Source organism: Moorena sp. SIO3A2, assembly GCF_010672265.1.
In the GTDB taxonomy this organism is placed as follows: Bacteria; Cyanobacteriota; Cyanobacteriia; order Cyanobacteriales; family Coleofasciculaceae; genus Moorena; species Moorena producens.
In genome coordinates this window covers 107,713-124,979 of sequence record NZ_JAAHHC010000003.1, presented here as the reverse complement: position 1 = coordinate 124,979, position 17,267 = coordinate 107,713, and the positions used below count along the sequence as shown (strand labels likewise).

Genomic DNA, 17,267 nt, shown 5'->3' with positions numbered 1-17,267 from the left:
GATTATGCATAAATGGTAAGGCTATAATGCGTGAATATCATTAAATAATCACGAAGTAAACTGAAAAATTGCTATAATGTGGCATTTTAACTAAAAAGCACTACTCAAAAGTATTGAACTCACCTCATGCCCATTACTAATATAATGCAGCAGTTAGAATCTCAATTGCAAAGAATTAGGATGCCTAAGTCCACTCAACCAGCTATTTTGGTAATCGGCGGCGCTGAAGATAAAGTTCATGGAAGAGAGATCCTGCAAACTTTTTTTGGGCGTGCTGGAGGAACTAATGCTCGCCTTGCCATTATCCCTTCAGCCTCCAGAGAACCAACCGTGATTGGCAGTCGCTATCAACGCATCTTTGAAGACATGGGAGCCGAAGAAATTCGGTTGCTAGATATACGCGATCGCTCTGAAGCAGAAAACCAAGACTTACTAGAGTACTTGGAAATCTGTACCGGGGTATTCATGACTGGAGGTGACCAACTACGCTTGTGCGGGCTACTAGCCGATACCCCCTTAATGGAAAAAGTTCGGCAGCGGGTTCATCAGAGCGAGATTACCCTAGCTGGGACAAGTGCTGGGGCTGCAGTTATGGGTCATCACATGATTGCTGGTGGTGGTAGTGGTGAGTCTCCTAATCGTGCTTTGGTGGATATAACCATGGGCTTAGGAATCATTCCAGAGGTCATTGTAGATCAACATTTCTACCATCGCAATCGTATGGCACGCCTGATTAGTGCTATTTCGGAACATCCGGATCGATTGGCAATCGGAATTGATGAAGATACCTGCGCTTTGTTTGAAAAAAATGGTTGGTTAGAAGTGATGGGTAAAGGGACTGTCACAATTATTGATCCCAAGGAAATGTCTTACACGAACCAGCCTAAGATTGGTGCTAACGACCCGATCAGTATCCACAATCTGCGAGTGCATATTCTATCTCATGGCGATCGCTACCACTTTCACAAGCGTTCCTTATTTGCAGGAGAAAGCTAAACCTTCCTTCTGGAAAGCCAGCAATCCTGGACAACAACTGCAATCACCAGCCCACGCTTTTGAGTATGGCTTTACCTGCCCTTTGCCAAGGGATGCAGCGCCTTAATCAGGGGGTTTCCTCATGACTGTAGTTGGGGGAACTCATCTGAGTACCTGCTGGCTGCGATAGTTATGGATAATTTTGAAAAAAATGTTCACACAGAACAGTTTTTTTTCTCTCCAAGGTTGATAATAATAAGATTATCCCAAATCTAATCAGCAGCCTACCGGATCGCCTGATTCCCGGATTGGAGCTAGAGTTTTCAAGCGTGCCAATCGGCTAATAATGTGCCAAAGTAGTGCCAAAGTAGGCGATAAAGGCGGATTTTATTTGATAAATTGCGTCTTTACGCTTCCTTGCACATTCAGCGAGCATCACCACCGAAGTTTCAGTTGATATGAGAATTCTGAGAATCCAGACTTTACGTGGTCCTAATTATTGGAGTATTGGACATCACAAACTGATTGTCATGCGTCTCGATTTAGAGGAATTGGCAAATACCCCCTCCAACGAGATTCCTGGCTTCTATAAGGGACTAAAGACTGTCCTACCCAGTCTGGAAGAGCATTTCTGTTCCCCTGGTGTCCGGGGGGGATTCCTTTCTCGGGTTGCCAGAGGCACCATGATCGGGCACATCATTGAACACGTTGCCCTAGAACTACAAGATCTGGCGGGCATGAGAGTTGGATTTGGTCGCACTAGAGAAACAACGACACCAGGAGTCTACCAGGTCATATTTGAATACATTGATGAGCAGGTGGGTCGTTATTCAGCTAGGGCAGCTGTGCGGCTGTGCCGTAGCATCATTGATAAGCAAACCTATCCCCAAAGTGAATTAGAACAAGACCTGAAAGATTTACAAGAACTGGCTAATCATTCAGCTTTAGGACCAAGCACTCAATCCCTGGTTAAGGAAGCCGAAGCCAGAGATATTCCCTGGATGCAGCTGAGCGCGAGAGCGATGATTCAACTGGGCTACGGTGTCCACCAAAAGCGGATTCAAGCCACATTGAGTAATTATTCAGGGATTTTAGGCGTTGAGTTGGCTTGTGATAAAGAAGGTACCAAACAAATCCTGAGGGATGCTGGTGTACCGGTGCCCCGGGGGACAACAATTCGATTCCTAGATGATTTGGAAGGGGCAATTGAGGATGTAGGTGGCTACCCGATTGTGATTAAACCCCTGAATGGGAATCATGGACGAGGCATTACCCTCGATATTAATAGCTGGGAAGAGGCACAGACTGCCCATAAGACCGCCAAAGAAGTCTCCCGCTCTGTAATTGTGGAGCGCTATTATAAAGGTTTTGACCACCGGATTCTTGTGGTCAATGGCAAGGTAGTAGCAGTAGCAGAGCGCATCCCTGCCCATGTGGTGGGTAATGGTAGGTCTACCATTGAGGAATTGATTGACCAAACTAACCTTGATCCCCATCGGGGTGACGGACACGACAATGTCTTGACGAAAATTGTGGTAGACGCTACCAGTGAGAGTGTCTTGAAGAAGCAAGGCTATAGATTGGAAAGTATACCCAGAAAAGGAGAAGTATGTTACTTGCGGGAAACTGCCAATCTCAGCACTGGGGGTATTGCTGTAGACCACACCGATAACATCCATCCAGAAACTATCTGGCTGGCAGAGCGGGTTGCCAAAATTATTGGTCTGGATATTGCTGGAATTGATATTGTCACTTCCGATATCACTAAGCCTTTACGGGAAGCTGATGGGGTGGTGGTAGAAGTGAATGCTGCCCCTGGCTTTAGGATGCATGTTTGTCCTAGTCAAGGTAAGCCTAGGAATGTGGCAGCACCAGTCCTAGATATGCTCTTCCCAAATGGGCAACCTAACCGTATTCCCATCATCGCGATTACAGGTACCAACGGAAAAACCACGACAACCCGCTTAATTGCCCATATCTATCGCCAAACTGGAAAGGTTGTGGGCTATACCACTACAGATGGAATCTACATTGATGAATATGTTGTGGAAAAAGGTGATACCACTGGACCCCAAAGTGCTCAGGTAATTCTCAAAGACCCTACTGTTGAGGTGGCAGTGCTGGAAACTGCTCGGGGTGGGATCCTGCGTTCTGGCTTGGCCTTTGACAAATGTGATATTGGGGTGGTTTTAAATGTCTCCGCTGACCACTTGGGACTTGGAGACATCAACACCATTGAACAGATGGCCAAGGTCAAGAGTATTGTGGCGGAAGTGGTGAGTCCGAAGGGCTATGCTATCCTCAATGCTGATGACCCCCTAGTCAGAGCAATGGCGGAAAAGGTAAAGGGTCAAGTGGCTTATTTCTCGATGAACTCAGAAAATGAGTTAATCAAAAATCACACCAGTGGTGGTGGTCTGGCTGCGGTTTATGAAAATGGTTATTTGTCCATCATCAAAGGGGATTGGACCCTGCGGATTGACGAGGCAGTAAATGTGCCAGTGACAATTGGGGGACGGGCACCTTTTATGATTGCGAATGCTCTAGCTGCCAGTCTCGCTGCCTTTGCTCAAGGGGTCTCGATTGAGGCCATTAGAGAAGCATTGACCACATTTAGGGCTTCTGTAGACCAGACACCAGGGCGAATGAATTTGTTCAATCTTGGCAGTTACCATGCTCTAGTGGATTATGCCCACAATGCAGCTAGTTACGAGGCATTGGGTAGTTTTGTGCGCAACTGGCCCGGAGAGTGCTTTGGGATTGTGGGTGGTCCTGGGGATCGCCGGAATGAAGACTTTATTGAACTAGGACGACTCTCAGCAAAAATCTTTGACAGGATTATTATCAAAGAAGATGATGACTTACGGGGACGTCCCAGTGGTGATGCAGCTGAGTTAATTTGTAAGGGCATAGGACAGGAAAAAAGCGAGTCCAACTATGAGATTATCCTCAGGGAGACAGAGGCAATTGAGAGGGGTTTGGATAAAGTCGCTGATGGTGGTTTAGTGGTGATTCTGCCAGAAAGTGTAAGTCGTGCGATCAAACTAATTGAGGCTCGTAATCCTTTGCCGGATAATGGCCTTAAGGCAAGCAGTGCTGATAACGAAGATGAGTTGAAGCCATCGGTGGTGAAATAAGTGGCTGTTGGGATTGGTTGAAGGTTAAAGGTTGAATGTTGAAAGTTGACGGTTGAACGCGCACGCGTGGCCTTTTGGCCAAGGTTGAAGGTTGACCGTTGTTCGTCCTTGGCCTTGCCGTAGGGTAGGTTGAAGGTTGACAGTTGTTTGCGATCGCATAAGCGCGGAAGCTGAGGCCTTTGGCCACGCTTTGCGAACGCTTCATCGCGTAGCGTAGCCCTTTGGGCTAATCGCCTTTGGCAGGCTCTTCGAGCCATCGCATAAGCGCGGAAGCTGAGGCCGTAGGCCAAGCGGTTCCTAAGGAACATCGCATCGAGGTGCTGGGCTATAGAAGATTGAGTGAAGGTTATCCCTGGATGGCCTTCGCCCAAAGCACCTGGACAAAACGCGATGTTCCTAAGGAACATCGCGTTTTCCATAACAATTTTCGGTAGCGATGCAGCGCGGTCTTGCTCACAGGAGTCGGTTTTTTACATTTGGGGAGGGAGTCAGGAGTCGGAAACTGAAAATTTGTACCTCAGTTAATGGAAAATAGCTATACAATATCAGCTTTTAAAGGCAGCCACTCTTGATTTAATAATTGTTCGAGAGTATAGGGACAGTCTTCAGGAAATTGAATCATCATACCGGTTTTTTTTATGACATATTTTAAAGCTTTTTGATAAACTTTGCCTTGATTATCTTGTAAATGATTGCGGAGGTTTTGAGTTAAATACTCGTCCATTTGGCTTCTAAAGCTCATAATTTCCGCTTGCCAATGATTGGCATTATAGTCATATTGCTCTTGCCAATAGTTCAGCAGTAGTAAATGTCGGATAATTTGCTCTAAAAAACTTTCAACTGTTAATTTATATCGACGTCCCAATCCTTCTAATTCCTCAATTAAATGCTCTATGTCGAGATTTTCTAATTGTTTTTCTTTTAATAGTTTTAGAGTTTCTAATAACCATTTTTCATTATCAACATCATACAGATAATATAGATCACTTGTTTGAGTCATTGCTGTACTCGATAGCGGTTTTCAAGCTAGTAAGTAATTTTTTGGTTTTAGGGAACAGGGAACAGGCAGCAGGGGGTGCATCTCATATTTGTAAAAAATATGAAATGCACCCGATCATGATTCACCGTTACATGCCTATACTTTCTAAATACTCTGCAATTACTGCAACTGCCTTATTGGCATTTCCTTGTTGGCAACCTTCTGGACAGTGAGCAATAACGACAGCAGTTTTGCTGGCCTGGAGAGTAACAGCTCCTATGTCTTTCTTTTTTCCATAAACAACTTTGCCATCCTCCTCTCGCAAAAATTGATACTTTTCCCCCTTAATCGATATACCTCCTGCCATGAATCCCGTGAAATCCTTTGACTTAAAAGCATTAGCTATATTTGCGCTTTCATCAGGATTTAGCTTTAAGGCATTAGGATGAGCATCTGTAGTCCACTTAGCACCACCATCAATACCTATGATACTAGCTTTATCAACATGAACAGTGCCATTAGCATCTTTAGATTGTGCAATTAGATTATCAATGTAGCTATCCCAAGACATTTTATTTAGTTTTCTTTCAAATTTTAATTATTATTATAGTAAACCATTATAGCATTTTTAATCAACTTAGTATGCTCAAAGCCAATCAACTAAACGGTTTAGTTTAACGACAGTAGTTCATTACTTTACTGTTGACTGTCAACAAAAAAGCAATCGCTTAAATCCTGTCATTGAAATCTGTATCAGCTGACTAATTTATATTCCCAGATCCCAGATTCCCGATTCCCGATTCCCGATTCCCGATTCCCGATTCCCGATTCCCGATTCCCGATTCCCGATTCCCGATTCTATTTAAATTTCATACATTTCTAACGGTAATCCATCCGGGTCTTGAAAAAACGTAAATAGCTTGCCAGTATGCTCATCAATTCTAATCTTTTCTACATCCACGCCCTGGGATTTGAGATAATTCACCGACGCTTCAATATCATCGACTTGAAAAGCTAAATGTCTCAATCCGCAAGCTTCGGGACGACTAACTCGTTCAGGGGGATTAGGAAACGAAAATAACTCAATCCTATCCCCATCACCCACTTGTAAATCCAATTTATAAGAATTTCTAGCAGCTCTGAAGGTTTCTTCAATAATTGAAAACCCTAAAATTTCCACATAAAACTGTTTCGATTTTTCATAATCTGAGCAAATAATCGCTACATGGTGAAATCCTTTGGTTTTCATAAAACTAATCTGAAATTAAGTAATAGATAAATAAGTTTCAATCAACAAAGATCATCTTCCATAGTATGGAACCAGATTCAACCAAGTTTTTAGGATTTTGCTAGACTGGCAGATATAAAACCCATCATCAAAAGGATATATATCCAAAGGATAAGGAAATTATCTATGCCCCCAACCCTACTTCTATCCAAAGAACTACCTACTCTGGAATACCAATCCACATCAGAACGCTTTGATGAAAGCTGGAGAGCTCCCCTTTCCACCCTCCTGGGATTAGGACGAGCAGCTGGTGCTGATTTTATTGAGTTTTTCCTAGAAAGGGTCAACTACATCAGCTGTCTTGCGGAAGATGATGCCATTACTAGCATTTCTCCCCGCCTTACCTCTGGTGCTGGTATCCGAGTATTTCGGGGTAAGTCAGATTGCTATGTTAGCACTAATGATTTATCCTTTTCGGGGCTAAAAGCGGCTTTGGAGAAAGCCCTGTCTATTCAAGGGCTGGAATTACCTACCCCTAATGCCTTTATCCCAGAAACTAACCTGGAACTGTTGCGGGATTACGCTACTGCTAAGGGCAAAGACACTTGGCTATCCGGTTGCAGTTCGATGGCAGAAATGGGAGAAGTACTCCTGGATGCCAATGGGGCACTCCAGCGCAAGGCTAGCCATGTCCAATCCCGACGGGCTGTTTATTTCCGGGATTGGCAGGAAGTTCTGGTGGCAGCTAGTGATGGTACCTTTGCCAGAGATATTCGTTTAACTCAGTCTGTCGGATATAACCTACTATGTGCTGATGGCGACCATCGCTCTTCGATTGGCAAGCGTGCTGGTAGTACCGGTAACCCAGAGTTTCTAAGAGCCTGGGATTATAATGGTACTGCCGAGGAAGTTGCTGAATCCGCTGGTAAGATGCTCTATGCGGATTACGTAGAGTCTGGTACTTACCCCATTATCATGGCCAATTCCTTTGGTGGGGTAATTTTCCATGAAGCCTGTGGACACCTGTTGGAAACGACCCAGATTGAGCGGAAAACTACTCCGTTTGCTGACAAAAAAGGCGAGAAGATTGCTAACGAAAGCCTTACCGCTTGGGATGAAGGGTTATCTGACAATGCCTTTGGAACTATTGATATGGATGATGAGGGCATGCCAGCCCAAAGAACTCTGTTGATTGAAAATGGCATACTGAAGAATTTTATCGCCGACCGGGCAGGGTCTCAACTCACTGGACACCCCAGAACAGGTAGTGGACGCCGTCAGAATTATGCCTATGCTGCTGCTTCACGGATGCGCAATACCTACATCGCTCCTGGTGATTACGAGGTAGAGGATTTATTTGGTTCTATCGATAAAGGCATTTACTGCAAGCGGATGGGCGGTGGTAGTGTTGGTGCTACTGGGGAATTTAACTTTGGTGTCGATGAAGCCTATTTGATTGAAAATGGCAAACTCACTAAACCGCTGAAAGGGGCAATTCTGATTGGGGAAGCTAAGGAAATTATGAATAAAATTTCCATGTGTTCCAAAGACTTAGGATTAGCCGCTGGTTTCTGTGGTTCCATTAGCGGCAGTGTTTATGTCACCGTCGGTCAACCTCATATCAAGGTAGATTCGATTACGGTTGGTGGACGGTAAGTTACCCCAGCAGCCAGGCTTTGGGACTAGTGTTATCCGATCATCTCCGGTTAAAGACTAATCGTAAGCATTCAGCTAATAGCACCTCAAGTAGCGTGCGCGTAGCGCATTAGCTGATAGCTGAATGCTGATAGCTGAATGCTTACATCCGACGTGATTAACCGGATTTGATATCATGCCTCTTTTTTTTGTTAACCCAACATTCACAATCTAAGATAAGATGACCAAGATTAATGAGATAGCTGATTCGGCGAATGCGATCGCAAAACGCCTGGGAATTGAAAAATTCGATATTTATGGCTCTGCAGTGGATGAAGCTGGTGTTCAAGTAGACCAGGGTGAGCCAAAACAGGTTGAGGCATCTAATCGCTCTGGTGTAACTGTACGGGTTTGGAATCAAGACCAGAAAGTAGGCATTACTTCAACTACCGATACAAACCCAACTGGGTTGGAACTAGCCTTAAAAACCGCTTATGAGGCGAGTAGTTTTGGGGTGAAAGAAAACGCCCCAGACTTTAGCCCTGAATCAACAGTATCGATTCCAGAGATTCCCAATAATCAAGTGCCTCAACAGCCAGTATCTAAATTAGTAGAAACCCTACTGGATTCAGAGAAAAAGTTACTGGAAGCTCACTCGGCTATTGCCGGAGTTCCTTACAATGGACTATCTCAACGGGATGTTGAGCGCTTTTATCTCAATAGTGATGGGGCATTGCGCCAGCAAGCTAGTTCCTCTGCTTCCATTTATCTTTATACCAAAACTGAGGAAGAAGGGAAAAAGCCCCGTAGTGCTGGTGCCTATAAGATTAGTAAAGGGTTAGAAACTCTGGATATTCAGACTTGTCTGAAAGAAGCTGCTGAGAAAACCATCAGTCACTTGAACTATGAGAAAGTTAAGTCCGGAAAATATCGGGTAGTGTTCTCTCCCGAAGCTTTCCTAAGTTTACTGAATGCTTTTTCTAATTTATTTAATGCTCAGAATATTCTAGACAAGCAAAGCCTCTCGACTCCAGAGTCTCTAGGTACTCAAATTGCTTCTCCTCTGCTTTCTGTCTGTGATGATGAGCTACATCCAGAGAATGTGGCACCAGTCTATTTTGATGGAGAAGGAACACCTACTCGTCGAGTACCGATAATTACAGAAGGGGTGTTAAGCAGTTTTCTGCACAGTGCTGGCACCGCGAAACGCCTGAATGGTCAACCAACAGGTCATGCCAATATTGGGGCAAAAGTTACAGTTAGTCCTAATTTCTATCATGTTTTTCCTGGTCAATCTGCTGAACAAGAGTACAGTTTAGACCAAGCCGAAAATGTGATTTGGATTGATGAGGTGAATGCGCTTCATGCGGGAGTTAAAGCACTCGAAGGTTCCTTTTCTCTACCCTTTGATGGTTGGATGGTGAATAAAGGAGAATTAACTAGTATTGATTCCGCAACGGTAGCCGGAGATTTTCGGGAACTACTGAAATCGATTATTTATGTGGAAAAAGAGCCTGAGTTGACCTCTGGTGGAGTCTGTCCAAAAATCTGGGTTGATGGTTTGTCCATTACTGGGGATTGAGGGTTTAAGGTTATTTGGTTGAAGGTTAATAGGTTGAAGGTTAACAGGTTGAAGGTTAACAGGTTGAAGGTTAACAGGTTTAAAGTTGATTGGTAAAAATTAAAAATTAGTAACATTTTCAAGCATTCAGCTATCAGCTGAATGCTTATTTATTGGATATTAACTACCCGGCTAAGCTGTCGCACATTTAAATTGGTTATTATAGCACTACGCATTAAGGTTAGGACATTGATACAAGCTGAAAAGCTATTTTAGTAAACTTTTGCCTTTTGCCTTTTGCCTTTTGCCTTGCGCGTAGCGCTATACCTATTCCCTATTCCCTGTTCCCTATTCCCTGTTCCCTATTCCCTACAGTTTACCACTCTACGTATAAAATATTATCCATCCACGGCAGCTTAACAACTCGTATGCTCCAAGGAATTCTATCTAGTAAAATATCGTAAGTTTCACGTTCAACCTGTAGCAGCCAACTACCATCACGAATTCTCACAATACCGTTTCTCTGCAAAAAAGCTCTTCTAAATCCTTCTATTGATGTATTTTTCAAAATAGACCAATTTTGAATCACAGCAGATAGCAAGTTTTCACATTCTTCTCGTTCTTGTGCGGTGATTTCTAAATTGGTGTCTATAGGTTCTAATAAATCTATACCGCATAGTATTTTATTAAGAGGTAAACTATGTTCTGGTATTTCTGTTGAGTTATCAACTAAATACTGGAGTAAAAGGGCTGCTCGTTCAGCAGATATGGTATTAATAAAAATCTTATCTTGTACCAATCCTATTTTGACAAAGAAGCGATTCAGAAATGGCCATAGTAAAATTAATCCTGCATTGTAAATGTAGATTTCATCAGAGTCACTAAAAGTATTGACAACATCTGGAAATCTGGTTTGCTCGGACTTGAGTTCTTGTTGGATGTTGAGTTTAAGAGTTTGACAACTTTTCTGTAGTTGTTTGAAGCGTGTAATCAGGTCTGATGACCTTTGGACTCGGGCAGAATTATTGATTTCATTTAGTAATACTTCTATTTCAGTCTTAAGTTGATTAATTTGCTGTTTATGTTGGGGTAATATCTGGCTATTTAAATCAAGGTGTTGCAATTCCATTAAGAGGTGTTTCAGTTGTTCCCTTTCTTTAATAAACTCTGTATATTGCCTAGGGATTTGGATTCTATCTAAGATTTCTGGAAGTTGACTTTTAAATCCTTTTCCTTGTCTGACTAGATGCTCTATTTTGGCAACAAGATTAGTTAAAAAATCAGGATAGTTAATGTTATTACTGGTGGCAATATGTAATAAATTGTCTTGGACTAACTTGAGTTTATCTACTTTAGTATTACTATCTGAGGAGATACTGAAAAGTATTCCTTGCCATCTCTCCAATCGTAATTTGGCTGCCGGAATATTTCTGGTCTGCTCTAGCTGTGCCAAGACCGGTTTGATGTCTGTATTATAGTCGGCAATAAACTGGACTGAATCCCCAGTAAACAATCCGGCTATTTTGAGGAGTGTTGAATCGGAAAATTGGTAAATCAGGCGCTGCAAATGCTTGGGATTTTTTAGGCAAAGCTTAACAATAGACTTGACCTGATTTGGGGAATTGGTGATCAAGCGATCGCAATAGTCTTGTAGTTCTTGTTTGCTGAAGTTTTCCGGGAGTATACCTGTTTGGATAAAGTCCCTAAAAATTTCTAGTTGTGAAGCTCTTGCTTCTGCTCTAATCAACTGTGTATCTTGGTTAGGGATTTGGATTCTATCTAAGATTTCTGGAAGTCTGCTTTTAAATCCTTTTCCTTGTCTGAGTAGATGCTCTATCTTGGCAACAATATTCCTTACAAACTCAGGATAGTTAATCCGATTACTGCTGGCAATATGTAATAAATTGTCTTGGACTAACTTCAGCTTATCTACTTTAGTATTACTCTCTGAGGAGATACTGAAAAGTATTCCTTGCCATCTCTCCAATCGCAATTTGGCTTCCGGAATATTTTTCGTCTGCTCTAGCTGTGCCAAGACCGGTTTTATGTCTGTATTATAGTCGGCAATAAATGGGACTAAATCCCCAGTAAACAATCCGGCTATTTTGAGGAGTTTTGAATCCGAAAATTGGTAAATCAGGCGCTGCAATTGCTTGGGATTTTTTAAGCTTTGCTTAACAATAGACTTTACCTGATTTGGGGAATTTGTGATCAGGCGATCGCAAGAGTCTTCTAGCTCTTGTTTGCTGAAGTTTTCCGGTAGTATACCTGTTTGGATAAAGTCGCTAAAAATTTTTAGTTGTGAAGCTCTTGCTTCTGCTCTAATCAACTGTGTATCTTGGCTAGGGATTTGGATTCTATCTAAGATTTCTGGAAGTTTACTTTTAAATCCTTTTCCTTGTCTGACTAGATGCTCTATCTTGGCAACAAGATTATTTAAAAACTTAGGATAGTTAATCCGATTACTGCTGGTAATATGTAATAAATTTTCTTCGATTAACTTGAACTTATCTACTTGAGTCTTACTCTCTGAGGAGAGGCTGAACAATAGTCCTTGCCATCTGTGCAATCTCAATTTGGCTGCCGGAATATTTGTCGTCTGCTCTAGCTGTGCCAAGACCGGTTTTATGTCTGTATTATAGTCGGCAATAAACTGGACTGAATCCCCAGTAAACAATCCGGCTATTTTCAGGAGTGTTGAATCCGAAAATTGGTAAATCAGGCGCTGCAATTGCTTGGATTTTTTTAACCAAAGCTTAACAATAGACTTTACCTGATTTGGGGAATTGGTGATCAAGCGATCGCAATAGTCTTCTAGCTCTTGTTTGCTTAATTTTTCAGCCCACCAGGGTAGCATACCTGTTTGGATAAAGTAGCTAAAAATCTCTAGTTGTAAAGCGCTTTTACTAGCAATCTCTGATCTGCCAATTTGATCAGATAGTCTTTGATAGCTCGTTTCACTTACAGAGGTAACTTTATTTTGTCCTATATTTTCCCCCGTCTCTCCCTCTGTGCTACCAAGCAGTGGTGAAGACTCACCCAACTCAGTCTTAGGTTGTGGCTGTGTTGACAAACTGGAACTTGAGTGGCTAATTTTTTCGGATAATTGCTGTTGAATTTGTGCTAGTATTTTGTCAATCAATTCCTGTTCTAGATTATTGATATCGATATTTCCTAGGTCTATTTCTAGGGTATTAATTCGATATATTGTATCTAAATCGCTGAACTGATTCAACAAATTATCAATCAGGGGGAGGACTTTATGGCGATATAGTCTACTTACCTCATTTTGCAGTTCAAAAGCACCTTGTTGTGAACTTAAATTAAGTTCTATAATTTGTTTTTTGATAATATGTCGTTGTTGGTTCACTGACAAATGATTTAATTAACTCACTACAAAATCTGTGCCAATAGTCATATATCCAAGGACATTAAATGCTAGTCTTTCAACTCTACCAATTTCCAGGATTTTTATCAGGTTATTAGTTGCATTTTTATCCATTTTTGTATTTAGCCAGAGCTGGTAGGCATTTTCAAACTCTTGCATTTTAGGTTTCTTTAACCAGTGGGAATAAGGAGTTATATGGGCTGGTATTTCGGCACTGATAATGCTATAAATTAGTTGTTTGTTTTCTTTTTGAAAGCGAGGCAGCCAATCAGGGAATACAAAACTGATTTGGAAAGAGTAAGGATCTAGGGTTCGATCCACTTCTACCCATTCTCCTTCTTCTGATGCTACAAATTCCGTTTCTATATCGAATGTATCTTGTTGAACATTGGTAACGGAATAAATCCCATTGTAATTACTTGTGTTAAATATTTTGATTTGCTCATTTTGTAGAAGTCCGTGTTTCTCAGATACACAAGTTACTTTTTTGTTTGAATCTGTGTTTGATTTAAATTCCGAAATTTGATAACCAAAAGCTAAAAAATTAGGGGTTTGCTCGGGGTCGTTACCGCTGCGAGGACGAAGTAAAATGTGTTCGATTATATGGAATCCTTCTGTTTCATCCGATTCATTGGAGAGAGCCAAAGTTTTTCGATGGTAAGGAATTCCTAGTAAACTACAAATTCTTTGTTTTAGTCCCGATACGTTGTCTGTATCCCAAACCTGACTGGAATCAATGTAATTAAAGGCTTTACCCCTTCCGGCGCTAATTTGGGGATAGTTCTGTAATAAATTAATTTTATCATTAATCAGTTTGTCCTCCAGAATTGATTCATATAAAAGTAAGGAATAATCAGTGAATTTTTCACAATACTGTGCCATTAAATGATCCAGAAAACGGTTTCTTCTTATCTTATCAATGTCATTCCATTCATTAACTGTTGCATTTTTATCTAGTTTTAGGATTTCTGCTGCACCTGGGATGCTAGAAAGTTCCTGGGAAAAGTAGGTTGTCTTATTCTTAGTTTGAAAAGAGAATAAATCTTTAGCATGGTCTAATTGAGCAAAATAGTTAGCTAAAAGTTGGTCAAAAAACATTAAATAAGCTTGTAGTTGCTTGGCTTGAGCCTTGCGTTTGGGAGATGCGGAAGCCGGTAAACCTATTTCTCCAATACCGTAAGTAGCAGGAAAATCGTTTTGAATTGATTCATAGTCAGATAATTCCCGGTATTCTCCAACTGGAATGGGGATATCTTTTATTTGTGTGCTTGATGGTGTTTTGGTGTTTTGCTGTTGTAAGGATTCTAGATGACTTTGAGCTTTAGCTAGGTTCAAGTTGCACGTAATTTGTCCTTTGTAAAAGGTGATGTTACTTATCAAACTATCTATATCAATGAGTTGGGGTGTTAGATTAGGCTCTAATGCTAACGCCCATTCTTCTGATTCTGATGACTTGTCGCTTGAAATAGTAATGATTCTAACAGTTTTTATCCCTGGGATATCTAAAATAATTTGAATTAAGTCAGAGGTATGTAGCTCATCTTTATTGATAAATTTATCAAGTTGTTCGTTGTCAAGGAAGCCATGTTCCAGGGGAACACCATCAAAGATTGCTTCAGGAGCTTTACCTTGATTCAGGAGTTCTTTTAATGTAAAAAAATGTAGGTGAGGAGAAATAAAGTTATCTAATTCAAAATATAGTTTTGCCATTAATTTGTTAACATCAAAGCCTTCTTCTATTTCTATCTCGGCTTTGACACTAATTGTTTCGATTTTTAAGATGTCAACGGAGACAAAATCTTCACACAAGTTCCGATGTTGATTCAGTTTATATTTTACGTTTTTTTTGAGAATCTCTTCGCCCGCTTCGTCAGATACATTTTTTTCTTTTTCGATTAGTACCCGGTAAAGTCCATTTAAGTTTACTTGCTGAGTGCGTTTAGAAGCTTCAAAAGTTAAGGTATGACGAAGCGAATCGTAATAAATTGGGGGTTGTGAATTCTTAATTGGTTTAACCCATGCATTTTTAACCCCATCGATGTCGATTAGCAGTTTACGATAATCATTAATAGTGAGGGGATTAACCGTGAGGATTTCTCTGGCGGTGAAAAACTGTTTCCTGTTTTCTCCAGGAGCAGGCGCAAGCAAGTCTTTGATCTCGAAGTCAAGGCGATAGCTTAAATCCGTGATGGCATAGCAGAGTTGTTCTAATATAGTAATACCAGGATCATGGGTATTGTAGTCTGTCCACAGTTTCCCCCCTAGGCGTTCGATGTGTTTAATCCCTTCTTGTCGCAATAAGGCGAAATTCATGCCAGGATATTCTGGGGGGGCGTTGGAGATGGTAAGGTTTTCAGTCATGGTGATTGGGGAAAGATAGTTTATGCTTGTTTACTTCTACAAGATTTATCTTAATTCTCAATTGCTTCCGTTTCTAAAACCTCCACGTTTTCGGTTTCAGATGCAGGACCATTGTTTTTAGTTAACTCTTCTTCTAATACCTGAATTCCTCCTTGGATGCGGAGTAAGGTTTCACGGACATTTGCTTGTTTGGCTTCTAAATCTGCGAGGACTTTTTGTCCTGATTCAAATTCGGCTTTGAGTTGGGTTAGGCGTTGTTCGAGTTGTTCTTTCATGTTTCTTGTTGAATATGATGGGTTACAATACAGCAGTTGTCAATTGGGTGAAGTACAAATTATTGGGTTTTAGGGAGTAGGGAGTAGGGAGTAGGGATTAGGGAGTAGGGAGTAGGGAGTAGGGAAGTCGGAAGTGGAAAAAAATCCTGTCTACCTCGTTACTATTAAAACCGCTATAGTATATTATATAGCGTTTATCATAGCTATGAGGTACAGTCTTCTTTGAGGTTGATTCCCTATCTTGATGCAGCGCATCCCTCTTCCCTATTCCCTCTTCTGTCTTCCCTGTTCCCTGTTCTCTGTTCCCTACAATCCATAAATTGTATACCTCCTAGCTATGATAATTGCTATATCTCAGATAGTTTTTGATATTAACTTTTCTACTGTCACTTGAATATCAGGAAATGCAACAAAGGAAATAGTTCCATAGGCTTTGGTTTGTTTGATTTGATAACTATCCCCTGATGGTTGCTGAAACACGATCAGTTGTTGAGCTTTTAAATCTACAACCCAGTATTCTAAAATGCCAGCCTGAGCATAGGCGATTCGCTTCTGTTCTAAGTCTTTTTCTAAGGTAGTGTCAGATATTTCTATCAATAAGTAAATTTCCTCGGCAGAGGGGTGACGATTGTCATACAAGGAAACTGGCAATTTAACAACAGCAATATCTGGTTCGGGTTCTGAATCAGGAATGGTAACTGGATGTGCTTCGTAGATTTTGGCGCAACCTCGGAGCTTTTCCCGTAAATAGTCTGCCATAGAATCGTTGATTTTCCGATGCAATGGTCCCTCTGGTGACATTTCAATAATTTTTCCCTCTAGTAATTCCACATGGCGGTCACTGAGGATACCTGCTGCAATCATGTGATGATAGTCTTCAATTGACCATTTAGCTAAGGTAATCATTGCTCTACTCTAATTAAAGATGGCTCTTTTGGAATTTGTAGATGGTGCGTTACGCTACCGCTAACCCACCCTATAAGATCGGCGATCGCACTTTCTAGACATTGTATGCATTTATGTCTTTATTTTAATCCTCGGAGAGTGACACAAGAGGGATTAGAGCGGGTTTGGTTGTCAAATGACTAATGATTTCCTAAACACCTATTATTGGTAAGTAAAATGCCATGACCACAAGTGTTCGTCCGCCACCGAAGCCATCTATCCATGATGGGTGGCTATTCCAGCTTGCAACATTGTTACCATATTTCTTCCACTGAAGCTTAACAGTATGCGAACCTGTCTGAAGCGGCAAGACGAGATTGCCATTCAAATTCACATTAGAATCACCAGAAGTTAACGGTTGAAAGTGCGAACCAGATTGGCGATAGCCCTGATCATCCACGACTAGCCTTGTTGCGAGTAAATCACTTACTGGATTCCCATCTGGTTGGACATTAATTGAATAGGTACAAAAAATCATTGCAGTTCTATCTAGGGTGAAAGTAACTGATGTCTCGAGAACATCTTCCCACCCCTCCGTGGATGTGAGAGAAGTATCAGTCAATGGTTGGGCTGCCCATATTCCAGCCAAAACCCCGCCACCTTTAATTTGTCCTGACACATCCAGCTTTGCCTCTGGATTATCAGTCCCAATGCCTACATTGCCATCTTTGGTGAGTAACATACGGGTTTTCCACTCTTGATCGCCATCGTTCTGAATTGCCAAACTGTAGCCGCCAGTCGCAAATCCCCAGCGGGCTGTGGGGATATCATTGACTACTAAAT

At 41.5% G+C, this 17,267-nt stretch carries 13 protein-coding genes and 1 pseudogene; 5 read left to right on the top strand and 9 right to left on the bottom strand.

Going from position 1 to position 17,267, the window contains the following annotated elements; translation table 11 throughout:
- Positions 1–144 precede the first annotated feature (144 nt).
- The gene (locus tag F6K64_RS04895) at positions 145–996 is read left to right on the top strand and encodes a cyanophycinase (protein ID WP_044494486.1); all 852 of its coding nucleotides are present in this window, start codon (positions 145–147) and stop codon (positions 994–996) included.
- Between the two features lie 437 nt (positions 997–1,433).
- On the top strand, positions 1,434–4,112 hold the full coding sequence (gene cphA / locus F6K64_RS04890; RefSeq protein WP_287265006.1) for a cyanophycin synthetase: 2,679 nt from the start codon (positions 1,434–1,436) through the stop codon (positions 4,110–4,112).
- 24 nt (positions 4,113–4,136) lie between these two features.
- Here the strand turns inward: cphA and F6K64_RS04885 are convergent, their stop codons facing one another.
- Positions 4,137–4,271 carry a hypothetical protein gene (locus F6K64_RS04885; protein ID WP_287265005.1) on the bottom strand — a complete coding sequence of 45 codons (135 nt, stop codon included), beginning with the start codon at positions 4,269–4,271 and terminating at the stop codon, positions 4,137–4,139.
- A gap of 77 nt (positions 4,272–4,348) precedes the next feature.
- Between F6K64_RS04885 and F6K64_RS04880 the strand changes: the two genes are divergently transcribed.
- Positions 4,349–4,546 carry a hypothetical protein gene (locus F6K64_RS04880; protein ID WP_287265004.1) on the top strand — a complete coding sequence of 66 codons (198 nt, stop codon included), beginning with the start codon at positions 4,349–4,351 and terminating at the stop codon, positions 4,544–4,546.
- Positions 4,547–4,647: 101 nt separating this feature from the next.
- Here the strand turns inward: F6K64_RS04880 and F6K64_RS04875 are convergent, their stop codons facing one another.
- The 3 genes from F6K64_RS04875 to gloA2 all read right to left on the bottom strand — a co-directional run bounded on the left by F6K64_RS04875 (position 4,648) and on the right by gloA2 (position 6,340).
- Positions 4,648–5,112 carry a DUF29 domain-containing protein gene (locus F6K64_RS04875; protein ID WP_009149566.1) on the bottom strand — a complete coding sequence of 155 codons (465 nt, stop codon included), beginning with the start codon at positions 5,110–5,112 and terminating at the stop codon, positions 4,648–4,650.
- Between the two features lie 127 nt (positions 5,113–5,239).
- Positions 5,240–5,662, bottom strand: coding sequence for a profilin (locus F6K64_RS04870; RefSeq protein WP_009149568.1), 423 nt, complete (start codon positions 5,660–5,662; stop codon positions 5,240–5,242).
- 291 nt (positions 5,663–5,953) lie between these two features.
- Positions 5,954–6,340, bottom strand: coding sequence for an SMU1112c/YaeR family gloxylase I-like metalloprotein (gloA2, locus tag F6K64_RS04865; protein ID WP_009149570.1), 387 nt, complete (start codon positions 6,338–6,340; stop codon positions 5,954–5,956).
- A gap of 165 nt (positions 6,341–6,505) precedes the next feature.
- On the opposite strand from gloA2, the gene F6K64_RS04860 reads away from it, so the two are divergent.
- On the top strand, positions 6,506–7,975 hold the full coding sequence (locus tag F6K64_RS04860) for a TldD/PmbA family protein (RefSeq protein ID WP_287265002.1): 1,470 nt from the start codon (positions 6,506–6,508) through the stop codon (positions 7,973–7,975).
- A 220-nt stretch (positions 7,976–8,195) separates the two neighbouring features.
- Entirely contained in the window at positions 8,196–9,536 is a 1,341-nt protein-coding gene (locus tag F6K64_RS04855; protein ID WP_071102553.1) for a TldD/PmbA family protein, read from the top strand.
- Between the two features lie 355 nt (positions 9,537–9,891).
- Here F6K64_RS04855 and F6K64_RS04850 read toward each other — a convergent pair whose 3' ends face one another.
- From F6K64_RS04850 to F6K64_RS04830, 5 genes and pseudogenes are all read right to left on the bottom strand, one after another.
- The gene (locus F6K64_RS04850; protein ID WP_287265000.1) at positions 9,892–12,885 is read right to left on the bottom strand and encodes a contractile injection system tape measure protein; all 2,994 of its coding nucleotides are present in this window, start codon (positions 12,883–12,885) and stop codon (positions 9,892–9,894) included.
- Between the two features lie 15 nt (positions 12,886–12,900).
- Positions 12,901–15,264: a baseplate wedge protein gene (locus tag F6K64_RS04845; protein WP_287264999.1), complete on the bottom strand. Its 2,364-nt coding sequence runs from the start codon at positions 15,262–15,264 to the stop codon at positions 12,901–12,903.
- Between the two features lie 50 nt (positions 15,265–15,314).
- Positions 15,315–15,539, bottom strand: coding sequence for a hypothetical protein (locus F6K64_RS04840; RefSeq protein ID WP_287264998.1), 225 nt, complete (start codon positions 15,537–15,539; stop codon positions 15,315–15,317).
- A gap of 354 nt (positions 15,540–15,893) precedes the next feature.
- Positions 15,894–16,445: a Uma2 family endonuclease gene (locus F6K64_RS04835; protein ID WP_287264996.1), complete on the bottom strand. Its 552-nt coding sequence runs from the start codon at positions 16,443–16,445 to the stop codon at positions 15,894–15,896.
- Positions 16,446–16,635: 190 nt separating this feature from the next.
- Positions 16,636–17,267 (bottom strand): annotated as a pseudogene (locus tag F6K64_RS04830) (hypothetical protein); the annotation flags it as partial.

Bases quoted from the DNA above. Each gene is read 5' to 3' on its own strand.
- F6K64_RS04895 (WP_044494486.1), top strand. From the start codon at position 145: ATGCAGCAGTTAGAATCTCAATTGCAAAGAATTAGGATGCCTAAGTCC.
- cphA (WP_287265006.1), top strand. From the start codon at position 1,434: ATGAGAATTCTGAGAATCCAGACTTTACGTGGTCCTAATTATTGGAGT.
- F6K64_RS04885 (WP_287265005.1), bottom strand. From the start codon at position 4,271: ATGCGATCGCAAACAACTGTCAACCTTCAACCTACCCTACGGCAAGGC.
- F6K64_RS04875 (WP_009149566.1), bottom strand. From the start codon at position 5,112: ATGACTCAAACAAGTGATCTATATTATCTGTATGATGTTGATAATGAA.
- F6K64_RS04870 (WP_009149568.1), bottom strand. From the start codon at position 5,662: ATGTCTTGGGATAGCTACATTGATAATCTAATTGCACAATCTAAAGAT.
- gloA2 (WP_009149570.1), bottom strand. From the start codon at position 6,340: ATGAAAACCAAAGGATTTCACCATGTAGCGATTATTTGCTCAGATTAT.
- F6K64_RS04860 (WP_287265002.1), top strand. From the start codon at position 6,506: ATGCCCCCAACCCTACTTCTATCCAAAGAACTACCTACTCTGGAATAC.
- F6K64_RS04855 (WP_071102553.1), top strand. From the start codon at position 8,196: ATGACCAAGATTAATGAGATAGCTGATTCGGCGAATGCGATCGCAAAA.
- F6K64_RS04845 (WP_287264999.1), bottom strand. From the start codon at position 15,264: ATGACTGAAAACCTTACCATCTCCAACGCCCCCCCAGAATATCCTGGC.
- F6K64_RS04840 (WP_287264998.1), bottom strand. From the start codon at position 15,539: ATGAAAGAACAACTCGAACAACGCCTAACCCAACTCAAAGCCGAATTT.
- F6K64_RS04835 (WP_287264996.1), bottom strand. From the start codon at position 16,445: ATGATTACCTTAGCTAAATGGTCAATTGAAGACTATCATCACATGATT.